This is a genomic window from Paenibacillus sp. FSL P2-0136 (assembly GCF_037975325.1).
Lineage (GTDB): Bacteria > Bacillota > Bacilli > Paenibacillales > Paenibacillaceae > Paenibacillus_AQ > Paenibacillus_AQ silagei.
Genome location: NZ_CP150244.1, coordinates 4,763,149 through 4,787,029, shown reverse-complemented (window position 1 = coordinate 4,787,029; position 23,881 = coordinate 4,763,149). Strand labels below are relative to the sequence as shown.

The 23,881-nt window shown below is 55.2% G+C and carries 16 protein-coding genes and 1 CRISPR repeat array; of the genes, 12 read left to right on the top strand and 4 right to left on the bottom strand.

Going from position 1 to position 23,881, the window contains the following annotated elements; genetic code table 11:
• Positions 1-225 precede the first annotated feature (225 nt).
• The 5 genes from NYE26_RS20495 (at position 226) to NYE26_RS20475 (ending at position 6,349) form a co-directional block, all read left to right on the top strand.
• A complete protein-coding gene (locus tag NYE26_RS20495; protein ID WP_339249683.1) occupies positions 226-1,245 on the top strand; it encodes a LacI family DNA-binding transcriptional regulator in 1,020 nt (339 codons plus the stop codon).
• A 125-nt stretch (positions 1,246-1,370) separates the two neighbouring features.
• Entirely contained in the window at positions 1,371-2,366 is a 996-nt protein-coding gene (locus NYE26_RS20490) for an ABC transporter permease subunit (protein ID WP_339249682.1), read from the top strand.
• A gap of 13 nt (positions 2,367-2,379) precedes the next feature.
• Positions 2,380-3,267: a carbohydrate ABC transporter permease gene (locus NYE26_RS20485; protein ID WP_036731709.1), complete on the top strand. Its 888-nt coding sequence runs from the start codon at positions 2,380-2,382 to the stop codon at positions 3,265-3,267.
• A 33-nt stretch (positions 3,268-3,300) separates the two neighbouring features.
• Positions 3,301-4,941 carry a sugar ABC transporter substrate-binding protein gene (locus NYE26_RS20480; protein ID WP_339249680.1) on the top strand — a complete coding sequence of 547 codons (1,641 nt, stop codon included), beginning with the start codon at positions 3,301-3,303 and terminating at the stop codon, positions 4,939-4,941.
• Between the two features lie 61 nt (positions 4,942-5,002).
• The gene (locus tag NYE26_RS20475) at positions 5,003-6,349 is read left to right on the top strand and encodes a glycoside hydrolase family 30 beta sandwich domain-containing protein (RefSeq protein WP_339249678.1); all 1,347 of its coding nucleotides are present in this window, start codon (positions 5,003-5,005) and stop codon (positions 6,347-6,349) included.
• Between the two features lie 99 nt (positions 6,350-6,448).
• Positions 6,449-6,831: a CRISPR direct-repeat array (repeat unit 26 nt; unit sequence AATGTAATCGAAAAACCGATTACAAT).
• Between the two features lie 38 nt (positions 6,832-6,869).
• Here the strand turns inward: NYE26_RS20475 and NYE26_RS20470 are convergent.
• Entirely contained in the window at positions 6,870-7,883 is a 1,014-nt protein-coding gene (locus NYE26_RS20470; RefSeq protein ID WP_339249676.1) for an ABC transporter substrate-binding protein, read from the bottom strand.
• Positions 7,884-8,132: 249 nt separating this feature from the next.
• Here NYE26_RS20470 and NYE26_RS20465 point away from each other — a divergent pair, with 249 nt between their 5' ends.
• The 3 genes from NYE26_RS20465 (at position 8,133) to NYE26_RS20455 (ending at position 13,590) form a co-directional block, all read left to right on the top strand.
• Entirely contained in the window at positions 8,133-8,648 is a 516-nt protein-coding gene (locus NYE26_RS20465; protein WP_209871359.1) for a hypothetical protein, read from the top strand.
• A 132-nt stretch (positions 8,649-8,780) separates the two neighbouring features.
• Positions 8,781-9,827 (top strand): LacI family DNA-binding transcriptional regulator, encoded by a 1,047-nt coding sequence (locus NYE26_RS20460; RefSeq protein ID WP_339249673.1) that lies wholly within the window; start codon positions 8,781-8,783, stop codon positions 9,825-9,827.
• A 559-nt stretch (positions 9,828-10,386) separates the two neighbouring features.
• On the top strand, positions 10,387-13,590 hold the full coding sequence (locus NYE26_RS20455) for an alpha-mannosidase (RefSeq protein ID WP_339249671.1): 3,204 nt from the start codon (positions 10,387-10,389) through the stop codon (positions 13,588-13,590).
• A gap of 131 nt (positions 13,591-13,721) precedes the next feature.
• Here the strand turns inward: NYE26_RS20455 and NYE26_RS20450 are convergent, their stop codons facing one another.
• On the bottom strand, positions 13,722-15,467 hold the full coding sequence (locus NYE26_RS20450) for an ATP-binding cassette domain-containing protein (RefSeq protein WP_339249669.1): 1,746 nt from the start codon (positions 15,465-15,467) through the stop codon (positions 13,722-13,724).
• 82 nt (positions 15,468-15,549) lie between these two features.
• Complete coding sequence (locus tag NYE26_RS20445) at positions 15,550-16,458, bottom strand: AraC family transcriptional regulator (protein ID WP_339249667.1); 909 nt, start codon at positions 16,456-16,458, stop codon at positions 15,550-15,552.
• Between the two features lie 157 nt (positions 16,459-16,615).
• Between NYE26_RS20445 and NYE26_RS20440 the strand changes: the two genes are divergently transcribed.
• The 4 genes from NYE26_RS20440 (at position 16,616) to NYE26_RS20425 (ending at position 21,761) form a co-directional block, all read left to right on the top strand.
• Positions 16,616-19,288, top strand: a complete 2,673-nt coding sequence (locus tag NYE26_RS20440; RefSeq protein WP_339249665.1) for a glycoside hydrolase family 78 protein — start codon at positions 16,616-16,618, stop codon at positions 19,286-19,288.
• Positions 19,289-19,631: 343 nt separating this feature from the next.
• Entirely contained in the window at positions 19,632-20,033 is a 402-nt protein-coding gene (locus NYE26_RS20435; protein ID WP_339249663.1) for an Rrf2 family transcriptional regulator, read from the top strand.
• Positions 20,034-20,226: 193 nt separating this feature from the next.
• Positions 20,227-21,159, top strand: coding sequence for a methyltransferase domain-containing protein (locus NYE26_RS20430; RefSeq protein WP_339249659.1), 933 nt, complete (start codon positions 20,227-20,229; stop codon positions 21,157-21,159).
• 173 nt (positions 21,160-21,332) lie between these two features.
• Entirely contained in the window at positions 21,333-21,761 is a 429-nt protein-coding gene (locus tag NYE26_RS20425; RefSeq protein ID WP_036731739.1) for a GreA/GreB family elongation factor, read from the top strand.
• A 90-nt stretch (positions 21,762-21,851) separates the two neighbouring features.
• Here NYE26_RS20425 and NYE26_RS20420 read toward each other — a convergent pair whose 3' ends face one another.
• The gene (locus NYE26_RS20420; RefSeq protein ID WP_339249656.1) at positions 21,852-23,789 is read right to left on the bottom strand and encodes an NAD(+) synthase; all 1,938 of its coding nucleotides are present in this window, start codon (positions 23,787-23,789) and stop codon (positions 21,852-21,854) included.
• Positions 23,790-23,881 lie beyond the last annotated feature (92 nt).

The window sequence follows — 23,881 nt, the reverse complement described above, 5'->3', positions numbered from 1 at the left end:
TTCTCCTGGCCGCCTGCCTGAGAAGACATAGCGAACTCCCGGTACTTTATAGTAAAATAAGATAAATTTAACCACGTACCTCCCCCCGGAAGGGCGGATATTAAAGGTAATCATTAAGCATATAAAGGTGGCAGGACAAGCCCATGAGAAAAAGTGTTGTATTTAAAGCGGTTTCATGTTACTTTATAGTCAATAAAAACGTTTTTATCAAAAAGGAACATTGATATGGCTAAGATAACGATCAAAGATGTCGCACGGGAAGCCGGGGTCTCCATCTCCACGGTCTCCAACGCCCTGAATGATGTGGATGTGCTGAGCCCGGAGACCAAAGCGCATATTCTGAAGGTGGCCCAGCGCCTGAATTACGTGCCAAATCTGAACGGTAAGCTGCTGAAATCGGGTACCACGAAGATGCTGGGTTTTTTCACAACAAGTGTATCCGGTCCATACTTCTACAAGCTGGTTGAATCCATGTCCCGTCAGTGCGACCGGCTGGGCTATGGCCTGAATGTATTCGTCACCAAGGACAAACAAGTCATTATGAGCAATATCCTCGGACGGCGGGTGGATGGTGTCATTATCTATGAGGAGCTGGGCATCGACGAGCAGGATATTGCCGCTATGAAGAAAGACAAGATCAAGGCGGTGTTTCTGGACCGGGTGCTGGAGGATGAAGGGATGGGCAGCATTATCTTTGATTCCTACGAATCAGGCTATGAGGCAACGAAGTATTTAATCAGCCTGGGGCATAAGCGGATTGCCTATATCTCCGGCGTGGATACGATGTTCGACAGCGTGCAGCGGAAGGAAGGCTATCTGGCCGCGCTGCGTGAATACCAGCTTCCGGTGGAGGAGGATTTTATCCTTCAGGGGTATTTTGAGGAGGACAGCACCTATAATGCCGTGAAGTCTTACCTCCGCCTGCATCCCGCGAGAGTACCCGACGCCTTCCTGGCCGGCAATGATATCAGTGCAATGGGCTGTATTCAAGCGCTCAAGAGCTACGGGTATGAAGTGCCGCAGGATGTCAGCGTGATGGGCTTCGATGATATTGATATCGCTCCTTATTATTCGCCGCCGCTCACGACGGTAAGGAATCAGATTGCAAGACAGGGCATGCTGGCGATCGATCATCTGGTCCGCATGATTCAAGACAAGGAGCAGGGCGCAGCACAGAAGCTGCAGGGCGAGCTGGTCGTAAGAGGCTCAAGTCATGTGAAGCTGGAGCGGAAGGACCGCAGATAGAGGGCAGCGAATGAAACTGATTTAGCAGGAGGGGGATTTTTTGCGCCAAAATAAAAACGTTTTTATTCCTTTGAGCAACAATTTGAGCACCAACGTGATATCTCAATGGAGAGGGGGACAAGATCATGAATAAACCATCAGCGTCTACTGCATCAGCTTCCATCCCGCCAGCTGTTCCGCCGTCCGCCAAGAAGCCCAAGGGGCAGCGGATCAAAGAATTTGTAACCGATTACAAGAGGCAGTGGGAGATTCAGTCGATGGTGCTTCCGGGCATTATTTTTATGATTATTTTCTGCTACATACCGATCTACGGGCTGACCATTGCCTTCAAGAATTACACGGTCATTGATACCCTGTCCACGGCACCTTGGGTGGGTCTGGACAACTTCAGGATTATTCTGTCGGACGAATATTTCTGGGATGCTGTCATCAATACGCTGGGCATCAGCTTCCTGAAGCTTGGGATCGGGTTCATCATTCCGATTATTCTGGCCATTATGATCTATGAGCTGAACATGGGCCGCTTCAAAAAATTCGTCCAAACGATCTCCTATCTGCCGCATTTTCTGTCGTGGATCGTCCTGGGCGGGATGCTGATCACCTGGTTTTCCACCTCGGGGCTGTTCAATGAGCTGCTGCTGAATCTCGGGCTGATCTCGAAGCCTTCCAACATCCTGCTGGATGCAGGCAAGTACTGGTGGATTGCTACGTTGTCCGATATCTGGAAGGAAGCCGGCTGGGGCACCATTCTGTATCTGGCAATTATGGCCAAGATTGACCCCACCTACTACGAAGCGGCCCGGATTGATGGAGCCGGCCGGCTGCGTCAGATCTGGAATATCACCCTTCCGAACATGAAGGCGATCATCAGCCTGAATTTGATTTTGACGGTAAGCGGCCTACTCGGCTCGAATCTGGATCAGACGCTGGTCTTGATGAACTCGCAGAACCGGGAGAAAGCAGAGGTTATCAACTCTTATGTCTACCGCATGGGGATGACGCAGGGCGATTTCTCTTATGCTACGGCTGTCGGCCTCGGTGTCTCCATTGTGTCGGTAATCCTGCTGCTTATGGCCAACAAGGTCACCAGTAAATTGAACGATAATCAATCCGTGTTGTAGAGGGGGCGTTAGAGTGAATCGGAAGGTCATACGGGAAGATCTCGACAGCCGGATCTTTGATGCGGTGAATAAGGTGCTGTTGGTCTGCTTCATGGTTATTATCCTCGTTCCCCTATGGAACGTAATTATCTCCTCCCTTAGTTCGGGCAGGGCGCTTGCCGAGGGCGGATTCATCTTCTGGTCCAAAGAATTCTCGCTGGAGAATTACCGGGCGGTCTTCAATGACAGCACGATCGGTCAATCCTTCATTGTCTCGGTCGCCAAGACGTTTCTCGGGGTGATCACCCACGTGTTCTTTTGCGCAATGATCGGCTACGGTCTCAGCAAAAGATACATCCGCGGCCGCAAGCTGTATGTGGCGATGGGCGTCATCACGATGTTTTTCTCCGGCGGAATGATTCCGACGTATCTGCTGATCAAATCGCTCGGGCTGCTGAACAGCTTCTGGGTCTACATTATCCCCGCATTATTCAGTTATTACGATGTGGTGATTCTGATGAACTTTTTCCGGAACGTGCCGGATTCGCTGGAGGAGTCGGCCAAGATTGACGGCGCAGGCGACTGGCATATTTTCCTCAAAATCTTCATTCCGCTGTCCATGCCCGCGATGGCCACCATCGCCCTGTTCAACGGGGTGGGACAATGGAACGACTTCATGACCACGAAGCTGTACATTACCGATCAGGCGCTCTACCCGCTGCAGATGAAGCTGTATGAGATTATTGTGCAGTCGCAGACCCAGTCCATGCAGAATATCGGCGGCTCCGTCGTCATTGAGACCACCACCAAAGGAGTTCAGCTGGCAACCATTGTCATTACCACACTGCCGATTGTTGCGATGTATCCCATTCTTCAGCGGTACTTCATCTCGGGAATGATGCTGGGGGCAGTCAAGGAGTAGAAGAGGTTCACTACATTATAGGAGGTCAAGAAGATGATCAAGATGACTAAGGTTCTCGGCACAAAAACGCTAAAATCCGCGCTGCTCCTGATGGCGGCTATGCTGGTGGCGGCAGGCTGCAGCTCGGGCGGCGGCTCCACTAAGGCGGTAGAGGTGTCCCTGGACAACCGGTATACGGTTGACCCGGAGACTCCGGCCTGGCAGCTCGATAAGAAAGAGGAGACTACGGACTTAACCTGGTATGTGAACGCAGACTGGTGGAATACGGACTTCGGCAAGGATGTGGTCACCAAGAAGATCAAAGAGGATCTGAACATCAATATCAAGTTCATTACCGGGGACGATACGAAGCTGAATACGTTCTTCGCGGGCGGCGATATGCCGGATCTGCTGACGATCTTCGACTCCAATTCCCCGGTTGTGCAAAAGGCCTCCACCTGGGCGCTTCCGCTCAATGAGCTGGCGGAGAAGTATGACCCGTATTTCAACAAGGTGGCCGCTGCCGACACGCTGAACTGGTTCCAGCTGAAGGACGGCAAAACCTACGGTTATCCGAACTATTCCAATACACAGGCGGATTATGACAGCGGTAATATTCCGGCGAAGACGGCTTTTGTCATCCGCAAGGATGTGTATGAAGCGCTGGGCAGCCCTGACTTCGGGACCCCGGAGGCCTTCCAGAAGACAATGAATGAAATTAAGAGCAAATTCCCGGACATGATCCCCTTCGGGTTCAATGCCATCGGGGAAGGGACCGGCTCGCTCGGGGATGCGCTGCAGGATTTCATTGGCGTTCCGCTGGAGACGGAGGACGGCAAGTTCTACAACCGCAATCTGGATGAGGATTATCTGACCTGGCTGCGTACGCTGAATGCCGTGTACAGAGACGGGGCGATCAGTGATGATAGCTTCGCGGATGACGGAACCGGCTTTGAGGAAAAGGTGAAATCCGGCAAATATGCGGCCATGCTGCTTGACGGTACACCTCAGCAGGGCGGCAATCTGCAGATCTTCATGAGTGCCAATCCAGGTAAGGAGTATATGGCTGTTGACGGGCCGCAGAGCACCGTAGGGCATCAGCCGACCCTCAATCAATCCGGGATTACCGGCTGGATGATCAATTACATCACCAAGAATTGCAAGGACCCGGCCAAAGCGATTCAGATCTTCACGTATCTGCTGAGCGAAGAAGGGCAGAAGCTGATGAACTACGGGATTGAAGGTGTAACTTATAAATCCAATCCCGACGGTACGGTTGAGCTGCTGCCGGAAGTGAAGGACCTGCAGCTTAATAATGCGGATAAGTTCAAGAAGGACTACCGGATGGGCGAATTCATGTTCTTCGGACATGACCGCCACAAAGCGCTGAGCAAGGACGCCTTCCCCGAGTCGATCAAGCAGATGCAGGAATGGGGTAAAGGCAAGCTGAAGCCGCATTTCATCCTGGAGAATATTAACCCCGATCAGGGGACGGCGGAGGCCCGCGGCCAGACGGCCATTAATACGAACTGGAACACCACGCTGGTCAGCATGATCCGTGCCAAGGACGAGGCAACCTTTGACAGCATTCTGGCGGAGCATAAGGCCTTCCTGGACAAGAACAACTGGAGCAAAATCGTAGAGGTCCGCAGCGAGAAGATGAAGGCCAATAAGGCCAAGCTGGGCATTAAGTAGGCAAGGCGCAAGGGAGGGCCCGTTTTGGGCCCTTTTGTATAAGAAGATGGAGGGATAACACATGCGGGAAATGATCATGTACCAGTCCAGCGGAGAGAACGAGCTGTTTATAGAGCAGTCCGCAGCACAGCTGCCGCAGATTTCTGATGATGCAGTTACGGTCACCGTAGACATTGATGCGAGTAAGACCTATCAGGAGATGGATGGCTTCGGGGCTTCCTTCACCGACTCGGCCGCCTACCTGATCCATCAGGTGCTGGGTGCAGAGCAGCGGACGGAGGTAATGCGCAAGCTGTTCGATCCGCAGGCGGGGATCGGATTGTCCTTCCTGCGTAATCCCATGGGCGCATCGGATTATGCCAGAACGGTTTATAGCTATAACGACCTGCCTGAAGGCGGGAGCGATCCGGAGTTGGCCGGATTCTCCATCGCCCACGATGAAGCAGACATCATTCCTTTGGTGCAGGAGGCACTCAGGCTTAATCCTGAGCTGAAGCTGATGGCCTCCCCCTGGAGCGCGCCGGGCTGGATGAAGACCAGCGGCTCGATGATCGCCGGACGGCTGAAGCCGGAGCATTACGGAGTCTATGCGGATTATTTTGTCCGCTATATTCAGGCTTATGCCGCTCATAGCTTACCTATCTATGCTGTAACTGTGCAGAACGAGCCGCTCTATGAGCCGCAGCATTACCCCAGTATGCTGATGCTGCCGGAGAAGCAGAGGGAGTTCATCCGGGACTATCTGAAGCCTGCGTTCAGGCAGCACGGGCTGGCCGCCAAAATCTTCTGCTACGACCATAACTGGGACCGGCCGGATTATCCGCTGTCTGTGCTGGAGGCAGCCGCGGCAGAGGTGGACGGCGTAGCCTGGCACTGGTACGGCGGCGCGGCGTCCGCGCAGTCGGAGGTGCAGGCGGCCTACCCGGATCATGAGGTCCATTTCACCGAAGGCTCCGGCGGGGAATGGATTCCCCCGTTCGAGCAGGCCTTCTCCAATGTGATGCGCACGGGAATTGAGATTCTGCGGAATCACAGCAAATCGTTCGTGCTATGGAATATGGCCTTGGATGAACTGAACGGCCCTACGGTGCCCGGCTTCGGGGAGAGCACCTGCCGCGGGGTAGTGACGGTCAACCAGCAGACCCGGGAGCTGACGTACACTCTGGACTACTATGCACTGGCACATTTCAGCAAGGTGATCCGCCCCGGAGCCTTGCGCCTGGAGTCTGCCGCCAGCCATGAGCCCGTGCGTTCCGTGGCCTTCCGCAACCGCGACGGGTCCATCGCAGTCGTCCTGTTCAACGACGGAGAGACCCCGGAGACCGTGGCTGTGCGGCTGGAGGGGGAAAAATTATTGACCCTTGATATCGCCGCGAAGGGTGCGGTTTCGGTGAGGGCGGGCAGGTAAGCGGGAGTAGAAGTATAGGCTAGACAAAGACTTAGGCTGCCGGGATGTTCCCGGGCAGCCTAAGTCTTTTTTAGGAGTAGTGTGATGGTGCGTGGGCGGAATGAATGCAGAAAAGCGAACACAATCGGCTGGCGAGATGTGCGTGGACGGAATGTGTGCGGAAAACCGATTACAATACGCTGTCGCGAGGCATGTGGGCCGAATGTAATCGAAAAACCGATTACAATGAGCACACACGAGGTATGCGGTCTAAATGTAATCGGAAAACCGATTACAATACGCTGTCGCGAGGCATGTGGGCCGAATGTAATCGAAAAACCGATTACAATGAGCACACACGAGGTACGCGGTCTAAATGTAATCGAAAAACCGATTACAATACGCTGTCGCGAGGCATGTGGGCCGAATGTAATCGAAAAACCGATTACAATGAGCACACACGAGGTACGCGGTCTAAATGTAATCGAAAAACCGATTACAATTCGCCAGCGCGCTTAATTTCTAATTACTGTTTACCTTTTTACTCTTTACCCTTGCTGCCAAAGATCTCAACGATCTCATCCAGCAGCCGGTCGAGGGTAATCGGGTCATCGAAGTTATATTTGCTGTCGAAGGTGTATACACGGCCCTCCTTGACGGCAGGGATCGCTTTCCATAAGCCGCTGTCCATCAGCGCGCTCTGTCTTGCAGCCGTCTTGCTGCTGGTGTCGGTAAGGAGGAACATGTGCTTTCCAATATACTGTGGCAGCACCTCGTCAGAGATGGTTACGAACCGTTCGCCGGCATCGACCAGCTTCTGTACGCCTTCAGCCGGTTTGAAGCCAAGCTGTCCGTACAGGGTTTCGTTCAGCCCTTTGCCGCCCATAATGTACAGCTCGGAGCCAAGCACCAGCAGGGAGGTAGCTGTATCACCTTCAGTTAGATTGAGCTGCTTCTTCACGGAGGCAACCTTCGCCTGGTAATCGTTGAACCAGCGGTCCGCAGCTTCCGTGCGGCCGAACAAGTCAGCGAGCTGCCGGACACGCTCCTCCGTCGGGAAGGTGCCGTCAAGTCCCACCACCACGGTCGGCGCGATTTTACTTAACGCTTCAATCCCGGTCTCGTCCCAATCGTCGAAGATAATCAGGTCCGGGGATAAGGCCAGAATCTTCTCAGCAGAGAACGGATACCCGATATCCTCAATCCCTTCGAGTAGATCGGGGTAAGCCACCTGAGTGCCGATGACGCTTAGCGAAGCTCCCGCAGGCTTAATCCCCAGCGCCAGCAGGTCACCCGGATTGCTGCCGACATAGACAATCTTCTGGGGATCGGCGGGGATTTCAACCTCCCGTTTCTTGTAATCGGTATACTTCCGTGTTGCAGCAGCCGCTTCCGTGACAGCTGCCGGGCTGGCCTCAGGCGCTACGGTTGCCTGACTTGTGGCGGCTGCTGCCGGAGCTGTCGCAGCTGAGTTATCCGGTTGGCCACAGGAGGCCAGGATCAAGGTGAAGAGAAGCAGGGTTAACGGGAGTACTAATTTTTTGAGGCTTGGCATGTGCTATGCTCCTTTAGAAGGTATGTAGTTGAATGAAGATGATAATCATTATCATTTAACTATGATAGAGAGGAAATACCGCTTTGTCAATCTCTAAGTTGGTCTGATTCAAGGTAAGTAGGGGACAATCAGAACTCTTTTCTCATTGGGAAAAAATAACTGTAAGCCAATTTACAGCTGAAGGGAAGCACCCGCCGCTATAAAATGATAGAATAATAGTCATAGTCTTATACAGGGAGTGAATTTCTTATGAAAAAGATTGCTGCCGGCGTCATTGCCGGAGCGATACTGATGGTGGGTGCGCAGGCGCTGGGTGCTTCTGCAACACTGGTAGGAAAGGCCATTCAGGCGGAGTATACGGTAAATGTGTATGGAAAAAAGCTGGCAGATCCGGCCATTGTGATTGATGGCAAGAGCTACGCGCCCGTACGGGCGATTGGTGAATTGGCCGGGTTCAAAGTGACAGTGAAGGGCAAAACGATTAGCCTGGATGATAAAGGACAAGCCGCTCCTCCGTTGTCCGACGAGAGAAGCTCGCTGGTTGGTCCAGTGCCGGTGACTACACCAGATCCTGCTTTGACTGCGGCCAAGAGCAAAATTGATATTATTGACGAGAAGATTGATTCCGTGGTAACTAACATCCTGACCACCAGCAGCCTGCTGAAGACGAGTCCCGGCAATGCCGAGCTCAAGCAGAAGCTGGAGCAGTACAAGGAAGAATACGCCGACCTGCTGAAGCAAAAGGACCAGGAACTGCAGAAATAAATAAATTGCCCCGTGCCATGAATGATGTTGATTATGGGCTGCGGGGCTTTTTGGGGCGGATGGGTATGATGATTAAGACGCTATACATTGTTTTATAACACGTGTTATACTTCCCTTGAGGTGCTAATTAGTATGAGCAAAAAAAGAGTGACCAGCTTCGATGTAGCCAAAAGGGCTGGCGTGTCGCGCAGTGTAGTCTCTGCGGTGCTGAACGATACGCCCGGCATTGGCGTTGGAGCCGATACGCGCGAGGCTGTGCTGGAAGCCATCCGTGAGCTGAATTATCATGTGGACGCGGGAGCGCGCAGCATGAAGACAGGAAGAAGCATGACGCTGGCCGCTTACGGGGATACGCGTCATCCGCTGTTCATCCGGCTGCTGGAAGGGATGCAGCGGGAGTGTGAGCTGGGCGGGTATCACATCCTGCTCTGTTCCCCGCGCCCCAAGGGGAATGCGGGCGGCAGAGCCGAGCTGCTGGAATTGTATCACCAACGGAAGATCGACGGTATTGTCACTCTGGACCACACCAGCTACCGGGACGAGGAATGGGCCTCCGGTGTCAGCGCTGCCGGAGTCCCCTACGTCTCCGTGGAAGGGTATGCGGAAGTGCCGGGAGTACAGTCTGTACTGGCTGATTATTCAGGTAGTGTGGAGACCGCAATGAATTATTTGATGCGGGAAAGCAAGGCACAGCAGCCGGGGCCGGTCTACGCCGAGGTGTACCACGAGGGGGAGGCGGATAACTGGGCGGAGCGGAACCGCCGGGAGGCCTACACAAGCTGGTGTATATCACGTGGGATGGAGCCGGTAATCGTTCGTTTGGAAGAGCATGGAAGCGCATGGGTAGATTGTCTCCAGAGGCTTACGGCGGTCAGCGGTCAGCCGTCTGCGCCCCTCCTGGTTAACTGGTCGAGCGCGATTCCCGATCTGTACCGGGCTGCTCATAAGCTGGGCCTGAGGATCGGTGAAGACCTGCGTATTATGGCAGCAGACAACACGATTCAAGGCGACCGGCTCAGCCTGCCCTCCTTAAGCTGCGTAGAGATCCCCTATGTGAGTATGGGAGAGGAAGCCGTCCGCTGCCTGCTCGCACAGATGAGCGGAGGGAACGGGAATAAGGCTGGCCAGGCCGAGAAAATCTGGCTCCCGGCTGTGTTGAGGGCGGGGGAAAGCGCGTAGCTGCTGGTGGAAGTGGAGCTGAAGTGTTAAGTGCTGGAGGTAGTGGAGCTGACGAGGCTGGTAGCGTGGAGTGCGCCGGATGGGCCGGATGCAGGAAGGAGAGGGATAAATCCCTCTGAAGCGGGGCTGCTTGAGGCGGGCTAGGTAGGCGAATGAGGGGCACAAGTGCACCTGAATTTGCCGAAAGTTGGCTAGGCGCGAAGTTGGCTAGGCGCGGGAATGAGGAGCACAAGTGCACCTGAATTTACCGAAAGTGGGCTGGGTGAGTGAATGAGGAGCACAAGTGCCCCTGAATTTGTCGAAAGTGAGCTGGGAGAGCGAATGAGGAGCATTAGTGCCCCTGAATTAGCCGAATGTGGGCTGGGAGAGCGAATGAGGAGCATTAGTGCCCCTGAATTAGCCGAAAGTGGGCTGGGTGAGTGAATGAGGAGCATTAGTGCCCCTGAATTTCCAGAAAGTAGGCTAGGTGAGCGAATGAGGAGCATAAGTGCACCTGGTCTCAGCCCCACTACTTTTGCCTGCTTAATAACACGTGTTATAACATGAGAGGAGAATGTTAATGTTCTGGACAGAAGAGAAGCTTGGGGCGCGGTTGAGAGAGCTGGAGAGTTACAGGTACCGTGAGGGGATTATGCTTGAGGAGTGGCAGGTTACTGAGGATCTGGAGGGGGCTAATGGTGCCTATCCGCCTGTTCTTGATGGTAACAGGAAGCTGCGGACCGGGGAGCATTGGACCGGCTATGATGCTTATCTGTGGCTGCACCGCAAGGTAAACGTTCCAGCCGAATGGCAGGGGAAACGTGTTGTCGGGCTGTTCGATTTCGGACGTACCGGCGGAGGCAATAACAGCGGGTTCGAATCGCTGCTGTACCTGGACGGGAAGCCTTATCAGGGGGTGGACTCCAACCATCAGGAGGTATTTCTGGAAGACGGCGCGGCTGGCAGTGAGCTGAATTTCACCTTCCGCTTATGGTCGGGCCTGAACGGCGACGGGCAGCTCATCCCGCAGGAGCACAAGATCAAGCGGGCGGAGCTGGCCTATCTGGATGAGTCCACTGACAATCTCTATTATACCGGTCGGGCTGCGCTGGGTACGATCAAGCAGCTACAAGACAGCCAGATTCAGAAGCATGAGCTGCTAACCGCCTTGAACAAGGCCTTTAACAAGCTGGACTGGTCCAGACCCGGAAGCGCGGCGTTCTATGCCTCAGTTCAGGAGGCCGAGTCAAGCCTGCTCGCAGACCTGTCCCGGCTGGAGCAGGAGCATCCCGTAACTGTAACCGCCATCGGCCATACACACATCGATGTGGCCTGGCTGTGGCGGCTTACCCACACCCGGGAGAAAGCGGCCCGCTCCTTCTCCACCGTACTGCGGCTGATGAAGGAGTTCCCGGAGTACATTTTTTTGCAGACCCAGCCTCAGCTCTATGCCTATATCAAGCAGGATTACCCGGAAATTTACAGTGAGATCAAAGAGCGTGTAGAGGAAGGCCGCTGGGAAGCCGGAGGGGCAATGTGGCTGGAAGCGGACTGCAATCTGACGAGCGGTGAGTCGCTGGTGCGGCAGATTCTGTACGGGACGAAGTTTTTCCGCGAGGAGTTCGGGGTGGACTGCAAATATCTATGGCTGCCGGATGTGTTCGGGTATAGCTGGGCGCTGCCGCAGATTCTGCGCAAGTCGGGTATTGACACCTTCATGACCACCAAGATCAGCTGGAGCCAGTACAACCGGATGCCGCATGATACCTTCCAGTGGAGGGGGATTGACGGCAGTGAGGTGCTGACCCACTTCATCACCACACCCGAGGGACCGGATTCGGGGGCCTGGTATTACACCTATAACGGCCTGATCGAGCCTTTCTCTGTGCAGGGCATCTGGGAACAGTACCGGGACAAGAACCTGAACCGTGAGCTGCTGTTGTCCTATGGTTACGGGGACGGGGGCGGCGGTGTTAACCGCGAGATGCTGGAGATGCGGCGGCGGCTGGATACGATGCCGGGTCTTCCGCAGGTGAAGACAGGCCGGGCAGCGGAGTACTTCGAGCGTCTCCATGAGACGATAGATGCTACGGAGGAGTATGTGCATACCTGGGACGGGGAGCTATATCTGGAGTACCACCGGGGAACTTATACCAGCCAGGCCTATAATAAAAAAATGAACCGCAAGCTGGAGCTGCTATACCGCGAAGCGGAATGGCTGCAGATGCTCTGGGCGGCGGAGAGCGGCGGATTCGGCCAGTATCCTGCGGACGCGCTCCTGGAAGGCTGGCAGATCATTCTGCGCAACCAGTTCCACGATATTATTCCCGGCTCCTCCATTCATGAGGTGTACCAGGATTCCCGGGTGGAATATGCCGAAGCAGAGCAGCTTGGCCTAGCGGCGCGGACAGCGGCTGTGGAGGGACTTGTCGGTCCCGCGTCTGCGTCTGCCGAAGGTTCGCTTGCGGCGCAAGCAGACCTCCCTCCGGCGGAAGCCCCGGTGCAGACAGAATATACGCTGTTTAACAGCGCATTCTTCACCGCTCCCCGGCTGGCAACTGTGCCTCATGATGCGGAGAATGCTGTCTGGACAGATGCTGAAGGTAACCGGCTTACTGCACAGCGCTCCGGCGGGCAGTGGCTGGTGGAGACGCCGGCGGTCCCGGCAATGGGGAGCGCAGTGATTGTGGCCGCTGAGCCTGGCGGTTCCGAAGCCGCTCAGCCGGAACCTACCGTTCCTTTCCACTGGCAGGATTCCACACTAACCACTCCTTATTATATTCTGGAGTGGAATGCATCTGGACAGCTAAGCCGGATCTTCGACCGCGGCGCGGCACGCGAGGTGCTGGCACCGGGCGAATGCGGCAATGTACTCCAAGTGTTCGAGGATAAGCCGAAGATGTTTGATGCGTGGGATATCGACCTCTTCTACCAGGAGAAAATGCAGGTCATCACCAATCTGCGCTCCGTCAAGCTGACCGAATGCGGCCCGCTCCAGGCGGTGCTGGAATTCGCCTGGAGTTATATGGATTCCTCCATTGTCCAGAAGGTCAAGGTCTATGCCGGAAGCGCGCGGATTGATTTCGAGACCTATGTAGACTGGCATGAGCAGCACCAGTTGCTGAAGGCGGCCTTCCCGGTTGCCGTGAGGGCTACGGAAGCGACTTATGATATCCAGTTCGGCAATGTGAAGCGGCCGACGCACTGGAATACAAGCTGGGATTACGCGCGGTTCGAGAGTGTGGGCCATCAGTGGGCCGATCTGTCGGAGCGGGGCTACGGGGTCAGCCTGCTGAACGACTGCAAATACGGCTATGACATCAAGGATCATACGATGCGGCTGTCGCTGATCAAATCGGCAACCAGCCCTGACCGGCTGGCGGATCAGGGCGAGCATAACTTCACGTATGCGCTGCTTCCGCATGAAGGGGATTGGGTGGCTGCGGGCACGGTGCAGGAAGCATGGGCGCTGAACCAGCCGCTGCTGGCCGTCGAAGGAGCCTACACCGCCGGAGCCGGCAAATCCCTGATCACCTGCGATGCCCCGAACATTGCGATCGATGCTGTGAAGCTGGCCGAAGACGGCAGCGGCTGTATCGTCCGGCTGCATGAGTTCACCGGAACACGCTGCACGGCGAATGTCGGCAGCGATTATGCCGTCTCCTCCTGGCAGCTGCGCGATCTGATGGAACGGCCGCTGGAGGCTGAGCCGGTAGACGGACCTGCTATACGGCTTGATTTCAAGCCTTATGAGATCCATACGGTTCATGTGGCTTTTGCCTGAGTCTTGCGTCTGATCTGCCCGTCCAGGCAGGGTAATGCACATCAATAAGGCCGCCATTTCGGCAGGAGAGTTTTCACTACACCTACCGAAATTGGCGGCCTTTTTTTGAACATATAACTGTTCTTGTCTGCTTACATCTGTTTAATCAGCTCTTCCAGCTCAGCAACCAGACTTTTGGCAAGCTCAAAATTGTTATCCTTCAGCGCCAGTTCTACCCGGGTTTCGGCTGCTTTCTTCTTCTGCTCCAGCTCCAGATAGTCTTTATCGAAATGCCGGGCATAGATCATCTTCTTGAATTTCTTGATCGTCATTTTGCGGACCGTCTTATCATCAATGATCAGTACATAATCCATCCCGTTGACTACGGAATAGAAGTCATGGGAGATCATAAGAATCGCGCCCTTGTACTCCTGGATGGCTTGGTCCAGCGCGATTTGCGTGTAGGTGTCCAGATGGCTGGTCGGCTCGTCTAGCAGCAGGACATTAGCCTTCAAGGCAGACACCTTGGCCAGCTGCAGCAGATTCTTTTCGCCGCCGGACAGGGCTGCTATTCTCTGGTTCACGATCTCGCCTTCAAAGCCGTAGCCTGCCAGATGGGAGCGGATCTCATCATACGTAGCCATCCCGGCCTCGATGAATTCTTCGAGCAGGGTGTTGGAATCGTTCAGCACTTCGCCTTGAAGCTGGGACAGATAAGCTACCGCAGCCTCCGGGCTGAGGGTAATAGAGTCGTGCTGGCCCCGCGCAATATCGCGCAGCAGGGTTGTTTTGCCGGTACCGTTCGGACCGATCAGGGCGACTTTATCACCAGCATTCAGCTCGAAGCTAACCTTGTCCAGCAGCAGTTCATCGAAGGCGGCCCGGTAATCCTGGACTGTCACTACAGGAGAGTCAGTGTCCTGCGGCTCATGCACCATCCCCAAATGAATCTGCGGCTGCTTAATGTCCACGAACGGCGCTTTGATTCTGCGGGCCTCCAGTCTTTCCTGGAACTTCACTCTCGCTTTCAGCGCCCTCCCTCTGGAGGCTTCTGAATTATACGTGGCGATCGCCCGGAGGTTATCGATGATGTTCTCGTTGCGCTCAATCTCTTCCTGTTCAGCGAGGGCCAGCTCCTGCAGCTCTATTTTGGTCTGAAGCAGGGAGAGGTTGTACTCCAGATAACGGCCGTCAAACTCCTGAAGCTCCTTATTTTCCAGGTGAATGATTTTGTTAAAACAATGGTTAAGCAGATAACGGTTGTGCGTAACCACCAGCAGAATTCCCTTATGAGCGTTAATCAGCTGCCGGAGCGCATTCAGGTTCTCGAAGTCCAGGAAGACATCCGGCTCATCCATAATCAGGAAGTCGGGGCGGTTCAGCATTTCCTTCATGACCTGAACGAGCTTGAATTCCCCTCCGCTCAGCTCAGATACCTTAAGATCCCTGCGCTTCATGAGGTCTGCCAGATTCAGCTTTTTATGAATGAGACTCTCGTAATCATCTCCGCCCAAGGCCTCAAAAGCGTCCAGAGCCAGTTGATACTTCTCCAGCAGCGGCTCAATATCCGCCGAGGTCTCCATCTCAGTGCAGATGAGCTGTATTTCCTCCTGTAGCTTAATGAAAGGTCCGGCTATATATTCAAACACGGTGGTGTCTAGAGACTGGTCAGGCTTGGCGAACTGGCTCACATACCCAATGCTGCAATCAGGCTCCATCTCTATTGTACCGTCGAACAAATATCTGTTCCGGTCGATGAGGATATCGATCAGGGTGCTTTTTCCGCTGCCGCTGGTTCCGATAAAAGCGCAATGCTGCGCCTCTTCGAGCGTAAACGAAATGTCAGTGTAGAGCTCTTTTTGCGGGAAGGAGAAGGACAGGTGTTGAACTTTAATCATAGGACTACCTTTCTGTGTAGCTGGAATGGAGTTTACCGTTGATAGCCTAACACTATTTCCTAATAACATCAATGATTCCGCGTTAAAGTTGTTCCTCCAGGTTCACCGCTTCTATCTGTTTCCTTCCCGATGTTTGCCGGTAGATCCCCGGTGTGGTGCCGATAATCCGCTTGAACACCAGATTGAACGTTGACGGATCGCGGTAGCCTACCTGCTCTGCAATGAGGTGAACGGGCGACTTGGGCTGCTGGATTAGCAGCAGACAGCTTTTCTGAATCCGGATGTTCTGCAGGTACCGGTAGAAGGTCTGCCCGGTATGCGCCTTGAACAGCCGCTGAAGATGCCGTTCACTCCAGTCGAAGCTGCGTGAGAGATGCGTCAGGGTAATCTCCTGCACATAGTTCAGGTGGACATAATTCAGAATCTGCAAAAATTGCGTCTGCTTGCCCAGCGGAAACTGAATCTCATCATGCTCCAGCCTGTAGATACCGATCAGCAGTTGAATGAACAGGGTCAGCAAATAGCTGTCCGAGCCGCTCTGCGGCAGGTGAAACTCACGGTGAAGCGCCAGAAACAGGCTCTCTATGGAACCATTCAGATCCGTCAGGGAGAAGGAATGCAGCCGTTGTTCTCTGATCTGCTCCAGGTAGGAGGCAATCGGCGGGTCTTGAATCACGCAGGCAAGACGGTCCAGCAGCTCCGGCTTAAACAAACAATTGTACACGACAAGCGGCTCACGCAGAGAGCTGGGTGAAGACGGACGGAAGACATGGGACACGCCGACAGGAATGAAGTGCAGCTGGCCCTTGCCGGTCGGGTGAGCCTTCTGGCCGATATAATGAAATCCTTTGCCCTCGGCCACGAAGGTCAGCTCCATGAAGTCATGGGAGTGAAGCGGAAGATCATAGGTCTCGGTAGCGCGGTTCACATATAACAGGAGATTGCCCCGGAAGAAATACTCCCCTTTTAGCGTATGGTTGGCCGAATCCATCAGTTCCCTCCTCCAGATCGCATAAAGTCCTTTTTACCCCGGTGTAATGTCCATATTGCAGGTCATGCAAACCAAGCGGAATCCTATAATTGTAATAGAAAGCGCATCATATATACAGGTATACAGGATTAATCCTATAAAAGGTGAGGTGTATTCAATGATAGCTATCCAAAAACCGCGAGTGGAGTACCAGGAGAATCCGCTGGGACTGGATACCCGTAATCCGAGAATCAGCTGGCAGCTGCAAGCGGATGAGCGCGATGTGAGGCAGCAGGCGTATCAATTACAGGTGGCAGGTGCGGCGGATTTCGGGAGCATATGGTGGGACTCGGGCAGAGTGGAGTCTGGTGAATCTCTCCATATCGAGTTGAAGGGGCTGGAGCTGCAGTCCAGGCAGATTTATTATTACCGGGTGAAAATATGGGATCAGCACAACCGCCCTACGGAGTGGTCACAGGCGGCCTGGTGGGAGATGGGGCTGCTCTCGCCGGAGGAGTGGACCGCAGAATGGATTACGGCTCCTTTGGCCTGCCTTGCGGAAGATGCGGAGCAAAGTCCGCTGCTGCGCGGAAGCTTCCAGGTGGACCGGCCGCTCGCCCGGGCCCGGATCTATGTGACCAGTCTCGGGTTGTACGAGCTGGAGCTGAACGGGGCCAGAGTCGGAGATGCCTATTTGACTCCCGGGTGGACCAGTTACAGCCACCGCCTGCAGTATCAGACGTACGATGTAACGGAACAACTGGTGGTTGGGGACAATGTGGCCGGAGCTTGGCTCGGGAACGGCTGGTACAAAGGGAATCTCGGCTGGGAGCACAGGAAGCATATCTATGGCAACCGCACAGCGCTGCTGTTGCAGCTCCATCTCACCTATGAGGACGGCACGGAGCAGATCATAGGGAGCGGTCCGCAGTGGAAGGTGTTGCCCGGCCCGCTGCTAATGTCGGAGCTGTATCACGGGGAGACCTATGACGCCCGCCTGGCGCAGCACGGCTTCAGCACGCCGGGTTACGATGACACGCTGTGGCTGGCTGTGGAGATTCTTCCGTATGCCAAGCATATTCTGCTTGCACAGGAGAATGATCCGGTCCGGGCGGTCCAGGAATTGGCACCTGTTGCTCTCATCCGCACTCCTGCGGGGGAGACAGTGCTCGATATGGGCCAGAATATGGTCGGCTGGCTGCGGTTCACCGTAGATGGCGCGGCGGGTCAGGAATATCAGCTGCGGCATTTCGAGGTGCTGGATCAGCAGGGAAATGTATATACCGAGAACCTGCGGACAGCCCGGCAGACCGTTACTTATATCACCGGAGGCGGGGGCCGGGAGAGCTTCCAGCCGCATTTTACCTTCCAGGGCTTCCGGTATGTCCAACTGATCGGCTTCCCGGACCCGCTGGATCTGCAGGACTTCGCAGGCGTGGTGCTGCATTCCGATATGGAGCCGACTGGCACCTTCATTTGCTCCAATGCTCTGCTGAATCAGCTCCAGCACAACATCCTCTGGGGGCAAAAGGGCAATTTCGTCGATGTGCCGACCGACTGCCCGCAGCGGGATGAACGGCTGGGGTGGACCGGCGACGCACAGATGTTCATCCGCACGGCGGCGTATCTGATGAATGTAGCACCTTTTTTCAGCAAATGGCTGGGGGATCTGGCTGCGGATCAGCGGGAGGATGGCGGCGTTCCCTACGTGATTCCGCATGTGCTTGGGGAGGAGGCGCATTCCTCTGCAGCCTGGGGCGATGCGGCGGTCATCTGTCCGTGGACAGTCTACCAGTGTTACGGGGATAAGCGGATTCTGGAGCAGCAGTACAGCAGCATGCAGGGCTGGGTGGAGTATATCCGCCGCCAGGGTACGGATGAGTTCCTGTGGAATACCGGCGACCATTTCGGAGACTGGCTGGGTCTGGATGCCAAGGCTGACAGTCATGTGGGTGCAACGGACCGGAATTATATCGCAACGGCCTTCTATGCCTATTCGGTCCAGCTGATGGAGAAGACGGCGAAGGTGCTGGGCAGGACAGAAGATGTAGAGAAATACTCACAGCTTCATCACCAGGTCAAAGATGCGTTCAACCAAGCGTATATCCTGCCAGCGGGGGAGGAAGGGCCAGCTACCCAGACGGCCTGTGTGCTGGCGTTAATGTTCGGACTAGTGGAGGGGAGTGCGAAGGACCGTACGGTAGCGAGACTAATACAGCTGCTGGAAGCGAGCGGGTATCACCTTACGACCGGCTTCGTCGGCACGCCTTATCTGAATCTGGTGCTGGCGGATGCGGGACATTACGAGGCTGCCTACAAGCTGCTGCTCCAGACGGACTATCCATCCTGGCTGTATCCGATTACCCGAGGCGCAACTACGATCTGGGAGCACTGGGACGGAGTGAAGGAGGACGGAAGCTTCTGGAGTGCATCGATGAATTCCTTCAACCACTATGCTTATGGGGCAGTAGGGGATTTCCTGTACCGCCATGTAGCGGGGATCGAGCAGACGGAGGAGGGGCCGGGCTATAAGCAGTTCCTGATCCAGCCGCATCCGGGAGGCGGACTGACCTCGGCTGCCGCCAGTCTGGAATCTATGTACGGGACGATCCGCTCCGAATGGACGATAGATTCAGGGACAATCGGGCTGATCGCCGTGATTCCCCCGAATACCTCAGCTACGGTGCTGTTGCCGGACGCCTTGCTGACCGAAGTGTCGGAGACAGGAATGGCGGCCGGGCAGCCGCTTGGGCAGGTCCCCGGCATTCATTCCGCTGAGCAGCTGGCACAGGTGGTGAAGGTTACACTCGGCTCCGGGGAATACAGATTCCAGTACCCTTTGCGGAAGTAAGTGGCGTGTAGACGGGCTATTACAGCCATTGATAATGCTGCGATGCAGAGCCCTCGGGAGTACGGGGCTCTGTTTTTTTATTGCGGCGCGCGGGCCAAATGTAGGCGGAAAACCGAACACAATGTGCCGGTGCGCGGGGCGCGAACCAAATGTAGGCGAAAAACCGAACACAATGTGGCGAGGCGGACGTAAGCGGGCTGTCTAAAGGACAACAAATCCGTACCCACTTGTTATCTTTCCCCATCCCCCCTCCCGGTGCTTGCAATCTCCCTGCATAAGGGCTATCATAGACAAATGAAGTCTGTAATTGCGAACATAGTCCTTATGTAAGGTGGAATAAGAGATGAAATACTCCAAAGCAACGAACTACGCTCTGCACACGATGCTGTTTCTGGTGGCGCACACTCCCGATAAGCCGATGGGCGTGCAGCAGCTGGCCGAGCGGCAGAATGTATCACCTACGTATTTATCCAAGATTCTGACCAAGCTGGTCAAGGCCGGGCTTATCGAGTCTGCCTCCGGGGCGAATGGCGGGTATCGTCTGCGGCGCAAGGGGAACGAAATCTCGTTCCTGGATATCATCCATGCCATTGAAGGCACAGCGTCGCTGTTCGACTGCGCCCTGGACCATCCCAGCGAGTGTCTGATTCAGCAGGAGATGGTCAAGGCCGAAGGGCAGATGGAAGACTATTTGCGTAACAAAATGATGTCCGAGCTTGCCGAGAAAATGCTGGCCTGTCAATAAGCTCTGGCATCATGCAGTGTCATTCTTCGCCATTCTGTGTGCTGCTATTTCCCGCTGCAACGGATACCGTCCCCTCAGGGGCGGTACAGCCGTTTTTATTTAGCGGGTATTATAGATATTCAAAATCTTTTAAGTCTATGTAATTGCATTGCAGTTAAGACAATCAAGACATTCAGGAGAGGATGAATTAGTAATGAATAACGGATTATTCGATGCAAGCGTATGGGAGAAGGCCTGGAAGGAAGATCCCAAGGCAATGGCTAACAAGTTCAAGGCGATGGGCATGAACCCGCACACGAGCTTTGATCATAAAGCGGATGTGTTCAATGAAGAGGTCTTCAGCAGTGCCGGGCGGGACCGGAGTGAGCGGATTATCGGCTGGATGGAAGGCCAGGGCGTGGATTTTAACGGGTTGACTGTTCTCGATGTGGGGGCGGCTTCGGGCGGGTTCACGGTTCCTTTTATCGAGCGGGGGGCCAAGGTTACAGCAGTAGAGCCTAATGTTCCGTTAGCGGAGCTATTCCTCAAGAACACGGCCGGAGCGGCTACGGGACAGGTGGAGCTGGTGCATGAAGCATTCGAGAATATCGACATTGCCGCACGGGGCTGGCTGAACGCCTTCGATCTGGTCTTCGTGTCCATGTGTCCTGCGGTCTTCGACTGGGAGAGCACGGAGAAGGTGATCAGCTGTGCCCGGAAATACTGTTATATCAGCACCTCGGCAGGTGTGCAGGAGCATAGCCTGATGAATGAAGTATTGCCGCTGCTGACGGGCCGGGAGGTTCATGCAGAGTCCTCGGATATGGCTTATCTGACTCAATTATTATATTTGAAGGGCTATTCCTATGAGACGATCATTACCCGCGAAGCGAAAAGCAAGGAGCTGTCACTGGAAGCAGCAGCCGCTGAGGTGATGGAGATGCTGCCGCTGCATCATCTGGACGGGGGAGAGGCTACCCTCAAGGTAGTTACAGACTATCTGCACACGGCCTACCCGCAGCAGCAAGTCGTTGTCCGCCAAGGCGGACGGTTCGGCAAGGTGCTGATCAAGCTGCAGGACCTGAATATGTACAGCCGCGCCGCTGCCGGAACGTCCGGGAAATCTGCCGATTCTGTGAAGCGTTGAACCGGAGCGCGCCATCCCCTGCACATGAGATTGTCTTTCCCGGGAAAGATGCTATCATAGAGAATAGGTCCCTGCGCGGGACCTATTTTCTTATATAGGAGGACTGAGGGCTATGAGCAGGAACCAGCGTATTTTCGAGCATGACCTGATGAAGAAGGTAGGTGAAATCTACTATGAGCCATAGTCTCAGAACCGTTTCCTTACGCGAGGAGCTGGTGCAGCAGCTGGTCTATCTCGATGAGCATAAATTCTCCATTCTGGACAGGGGAACGTGGGAGTCTCCGGCTGAGCGGGCAGAGGTACAGGCGATGATCAAGCGCTATCAGGAGACGGTGGAGCGGATTCTGTCCGGTGACAACGATGCGCTAGAGCGTTCTATGGTGCTGGTCGGGTCCCGGGTGTCGCTGCGGATCGGCCAGGAGACGCTTGATGAGCCGTACCGGATTGTCATCCCCGGTGAAGCCGAGCTGGATGAATTCTGCATCTCACTCTGGTCGCCTATGGGCAGAGGGCTGATTCTGGCGTGCCCGGGAGAGACGGTAACGATTCAGACTCCGTTCGGCAGCGATGAAGTCTTGATTCTTGATAATCGGTACGAGTGAAGCAGATTGCTGACAAAAGAGGCGTCCCTGATCATCCTGCGATGATGGGGGACGCCTCTTTGCCTTAGGCCATGCTGCTGCGGCCAGGAGCTACAGTTCTTCGATTTCCTGCAGCCAGAGCGCGGCGGAAGCATCGCTTGGCATGCGCCAGTCGCCGCGCGGCGAGAGGCTGACCGTACCGACCTTCGGTCCGTCCGGCAGGCAGGAGCGCTTGAACTGCTGGGTGAAGAAGCGGGTGACGAACACCTTCAGCCAGGCGGTTAGTTGCTCCTTAGGATAGGCTTCGCCGAAGGCGTGCTGGGCGAGATAGAGCATTTTGCCGGGAGAAGCGCCTGTACGCAGCATGTAATACAGGAAGAAGTCATGCACAATGTAAGGGCCCAGAATATTCTCGGTCAGCTGGACAATCTCTCCGGTTGCCGAAGGCGGCAGCAGTTCCGGGCTGATTCCGGTCTCGATAATGCTGTAGAGATACTTGCTCACCGTCTCGTGTGCTTCGTGGTCCGCATACCAGGCGACAACATACTGGATCAGCGTCTTCGGAATGCCCGAATTCACGCTGTACATCGACATATGGTCGCCGTTATAGGTACACCAGCCCAGCGCCAGCTCGGACAGGTCGCCCGTGCCGATGACAATCCCGCCGTTCTTGTTGGCGAGGTCCATCAGAATCTGGGTACGCTCGCGGGCTTGTACGTTCTCGTATGTCAGGTCATGCACCTCGGGGTCGTGGCCGATGTCCGCGAAATGCTGGAGGCAGGCCGCCTTGATGTCAACGACCTTCATCGAGGCGCCGAGTGCCTTGATCAAGCCTACCGCGTTGTCGTACGTGCGGCTGGTCGTGCCGAAGCCCGGCATTGTGACCGCCAGCACATCACTGGCCGGACGCCCGAGCAGCTCCATAGCCCGCACGGCAACCAGCAGCGCAAGCGTAGAGTCGAGGCCGCCGGAGATGCCGATCACAGCCTGCTTGGTGCCGATGTGGCGGATGCGCTTAATCAGACCGGAGGTCTGGATCGAGAGAATCTCCTGGCAGCGTTCGTCCCGCTGGAGCGGATTGCCCGGCACGAACGGGTTGACGCCTACGCTTCGTTTCAGCTCCCGCCGGGTGCTGCTGCTGAGCGGCGCAGCGTAGAGAATCTCGCGGTAATTGCGTCCGCCCTTGCCGGCCCGGAACGTTCCCATCACGGTGCGGGAATACTGCAGCCGCGGCAGGTCAATGTCGGCGGTAATCATCCGGCTCTCGTGGGTGAAGCGTTCCGATTCGGCCAGCAGCTGGCCGTTCTCCGCGATCAGCGAATGTCCGCCGAAGACAACGTCTGTTGTCGACTCGCCGGTATTACAGCTGGCATAGACATAACCGGCCACACAGGAGGCAGACTGACTGCCGACCAGCTGGCGGCGGTAATCAGCCTTGCCGACCAGCTCGTTGCTGGCCGACGGGTTGAACAGCAGCGTGGCCCCGGCCTGGGCCAGCAGGCTGCTTGGCGGCACCGGCACCCAGAGATCCTCGCAGATCTCCACACCGAACGACAGGTTCCCGTCACTCTCACAGGCAAAAATCAGATCATTGCCCACCGGCACCGCCGATCCGCCGATCCGCAGCTCGGTCACCTCCAGCTCCTCGGCTCCGGCGAACCAGCGCGGCTCATAGAATTCGCTGTAGCCGGGAATGCAGGTCTTGACCACAATCCCGAGAATCCGGCCCTGCTGGAGGACAGCGGCACAGTTAAACAGCCTGCTCTTGATGGAGACCGGCAGACCGGCAATGACAATCATCCGGTGCTCTGCCGTTGCGGCTGTAATCCGCAGCAGCGCCTGCATCGCGGATTCCAGCAGCCGGGGCTGGAGGAACAGGTCCGCACAGCTGTAGCCGGTGATGCACAGCTCCGGGAGTACCAGGTACTCCACCTCCTGGGTGCTGGCTGTATTGATGGCTTCAATTATCTGGTCTGCATTGAATACGCAGTCGGCCACCCGGAGCTCCGGGGAAGCGGCGGCGACTCTTGCGAATCCGTAATTCTGCATTCATTTCACCTGTCCTTTATCTGTCCATTATAGAAGTAGACTATCTAATAATTGTACCCATGAAATGGCATTGGTAACAAGCAGGGATTATC

What these genes read in the sequence shown, in the direction of transcription:
- NYE26_RS20455 (WP_339249671.1), top strand. Translation starts at nt 10,387, where the DNA reads ATGTTCTGGACAGAAGAGAAGCTTGGGGCGCGGTTGAGAGAGCTGGAG.
- NYE26_RS20425 (WP_036731739.1), top strand. Translation starts at nt 21,333, where the DNA reads ATGAGCCATAGTCTCAGAACCGTTTCCTTACGCGAGGAGCTGGTGCAG.
- NYE26_RS20475 (WP_339249678.1), top strand. Translation starts at nt 5,003, where the DNA reads ATGCGGGAAATGATCATGTACCAGTCCAGCGGAGAGAACGAGCTGTTT.
- NYE26_RS20440 (WP_339249665.1), top strand. Translation starts at nt 16,616, where the DNA reads ATGATAGCTATCCAAAAACCGCGAGTGGAGTACCAGGAGAATCCGCTG.
- NYE26_RS20435 (WP_339249663.1), top strand. Translation starts at nt 19,632, where the DNA reads ATGAAATACTCCAAAGCAACGAACTACGCTCTGCACACGATGCTGTTT.
- NYE26_RS20495 (WP_339249683.1), top strand. Translation starts at nt 226, where the DNA reads ATGGCTAAGATAACGATCAAAGATGTCGCACGGGAAGCCGGGGTCTCC.
- NYE26_RS20430 (WP_339249659.1), top strand. Translation starts at nt 20,227, where the DNA reads ATGAATAACGGATTATTCGATGCAAGCGTATGGGAGAAGGCCTGGAAG.
- NYE26_RS20490 (WP_339249682.1), top strand. Translation starts at nt 1,371, where the DNA reads ATGAATAAACCATCAGCGTCTACTGCATCAGCTTCCATCCCGCCAGCT.
- NYE26_RS20465 (WP_209871359.1), top strand. Translation starts at nt 8,133, where the DNA reads ATGAAAAAGATTGCTGCCGGCGTCATTGCCGGAGCGATACTGATGGTG.
- NYE26_RS20450 (WP_339249669.1), bottom strand. Translation starts at nt 15,467, where the DNA reads ATGATTAAAGTTCAACACCTGTCCTTCTCCTTCCCGCAAAAAGAGCTC.
- NYE26_RS20420 (WP_339249656.1), bottom strand. Translation starts at nt 23,789, where the DNA reads ATGCAGAATTACGGATTCGCAAGAGTCGCCGCCGCTTCCCCGGAGCTC.
- NYE26_RS20470 (WP_339249676.1), bottom strand. Translation starts at nt 7,883, where the DNA reads ATGCCAAGCCTCAAAAAATTAGTACTCCCGTTAACCCTGCTTCTCTTC.
- NYE26_RS20480 (WP_339249680.1), top strand. Translation starts at nt 3,301, where the DNA reads ATGATCAAGATGACTAAGGTTCTCGGCACAAAAACGCTAAAATCCGCG.
- NYE26_RS20460 (WP_339249673.1), top strand. Translation starts at nt 8,781, where the DNA reads ATGAGCAAAAAAAGAGTGACCAGCTTCGATGTAGCCAAAAGGGCTGGC.
- NYE26_RS20445 (WP_339249667.1), bottom strand. Translation starts at nt 16,458, where the DNA reads ATGGATTCGGCCAACCATACGCTAAAAGGGGAGTATTTCTTCCGGGGC.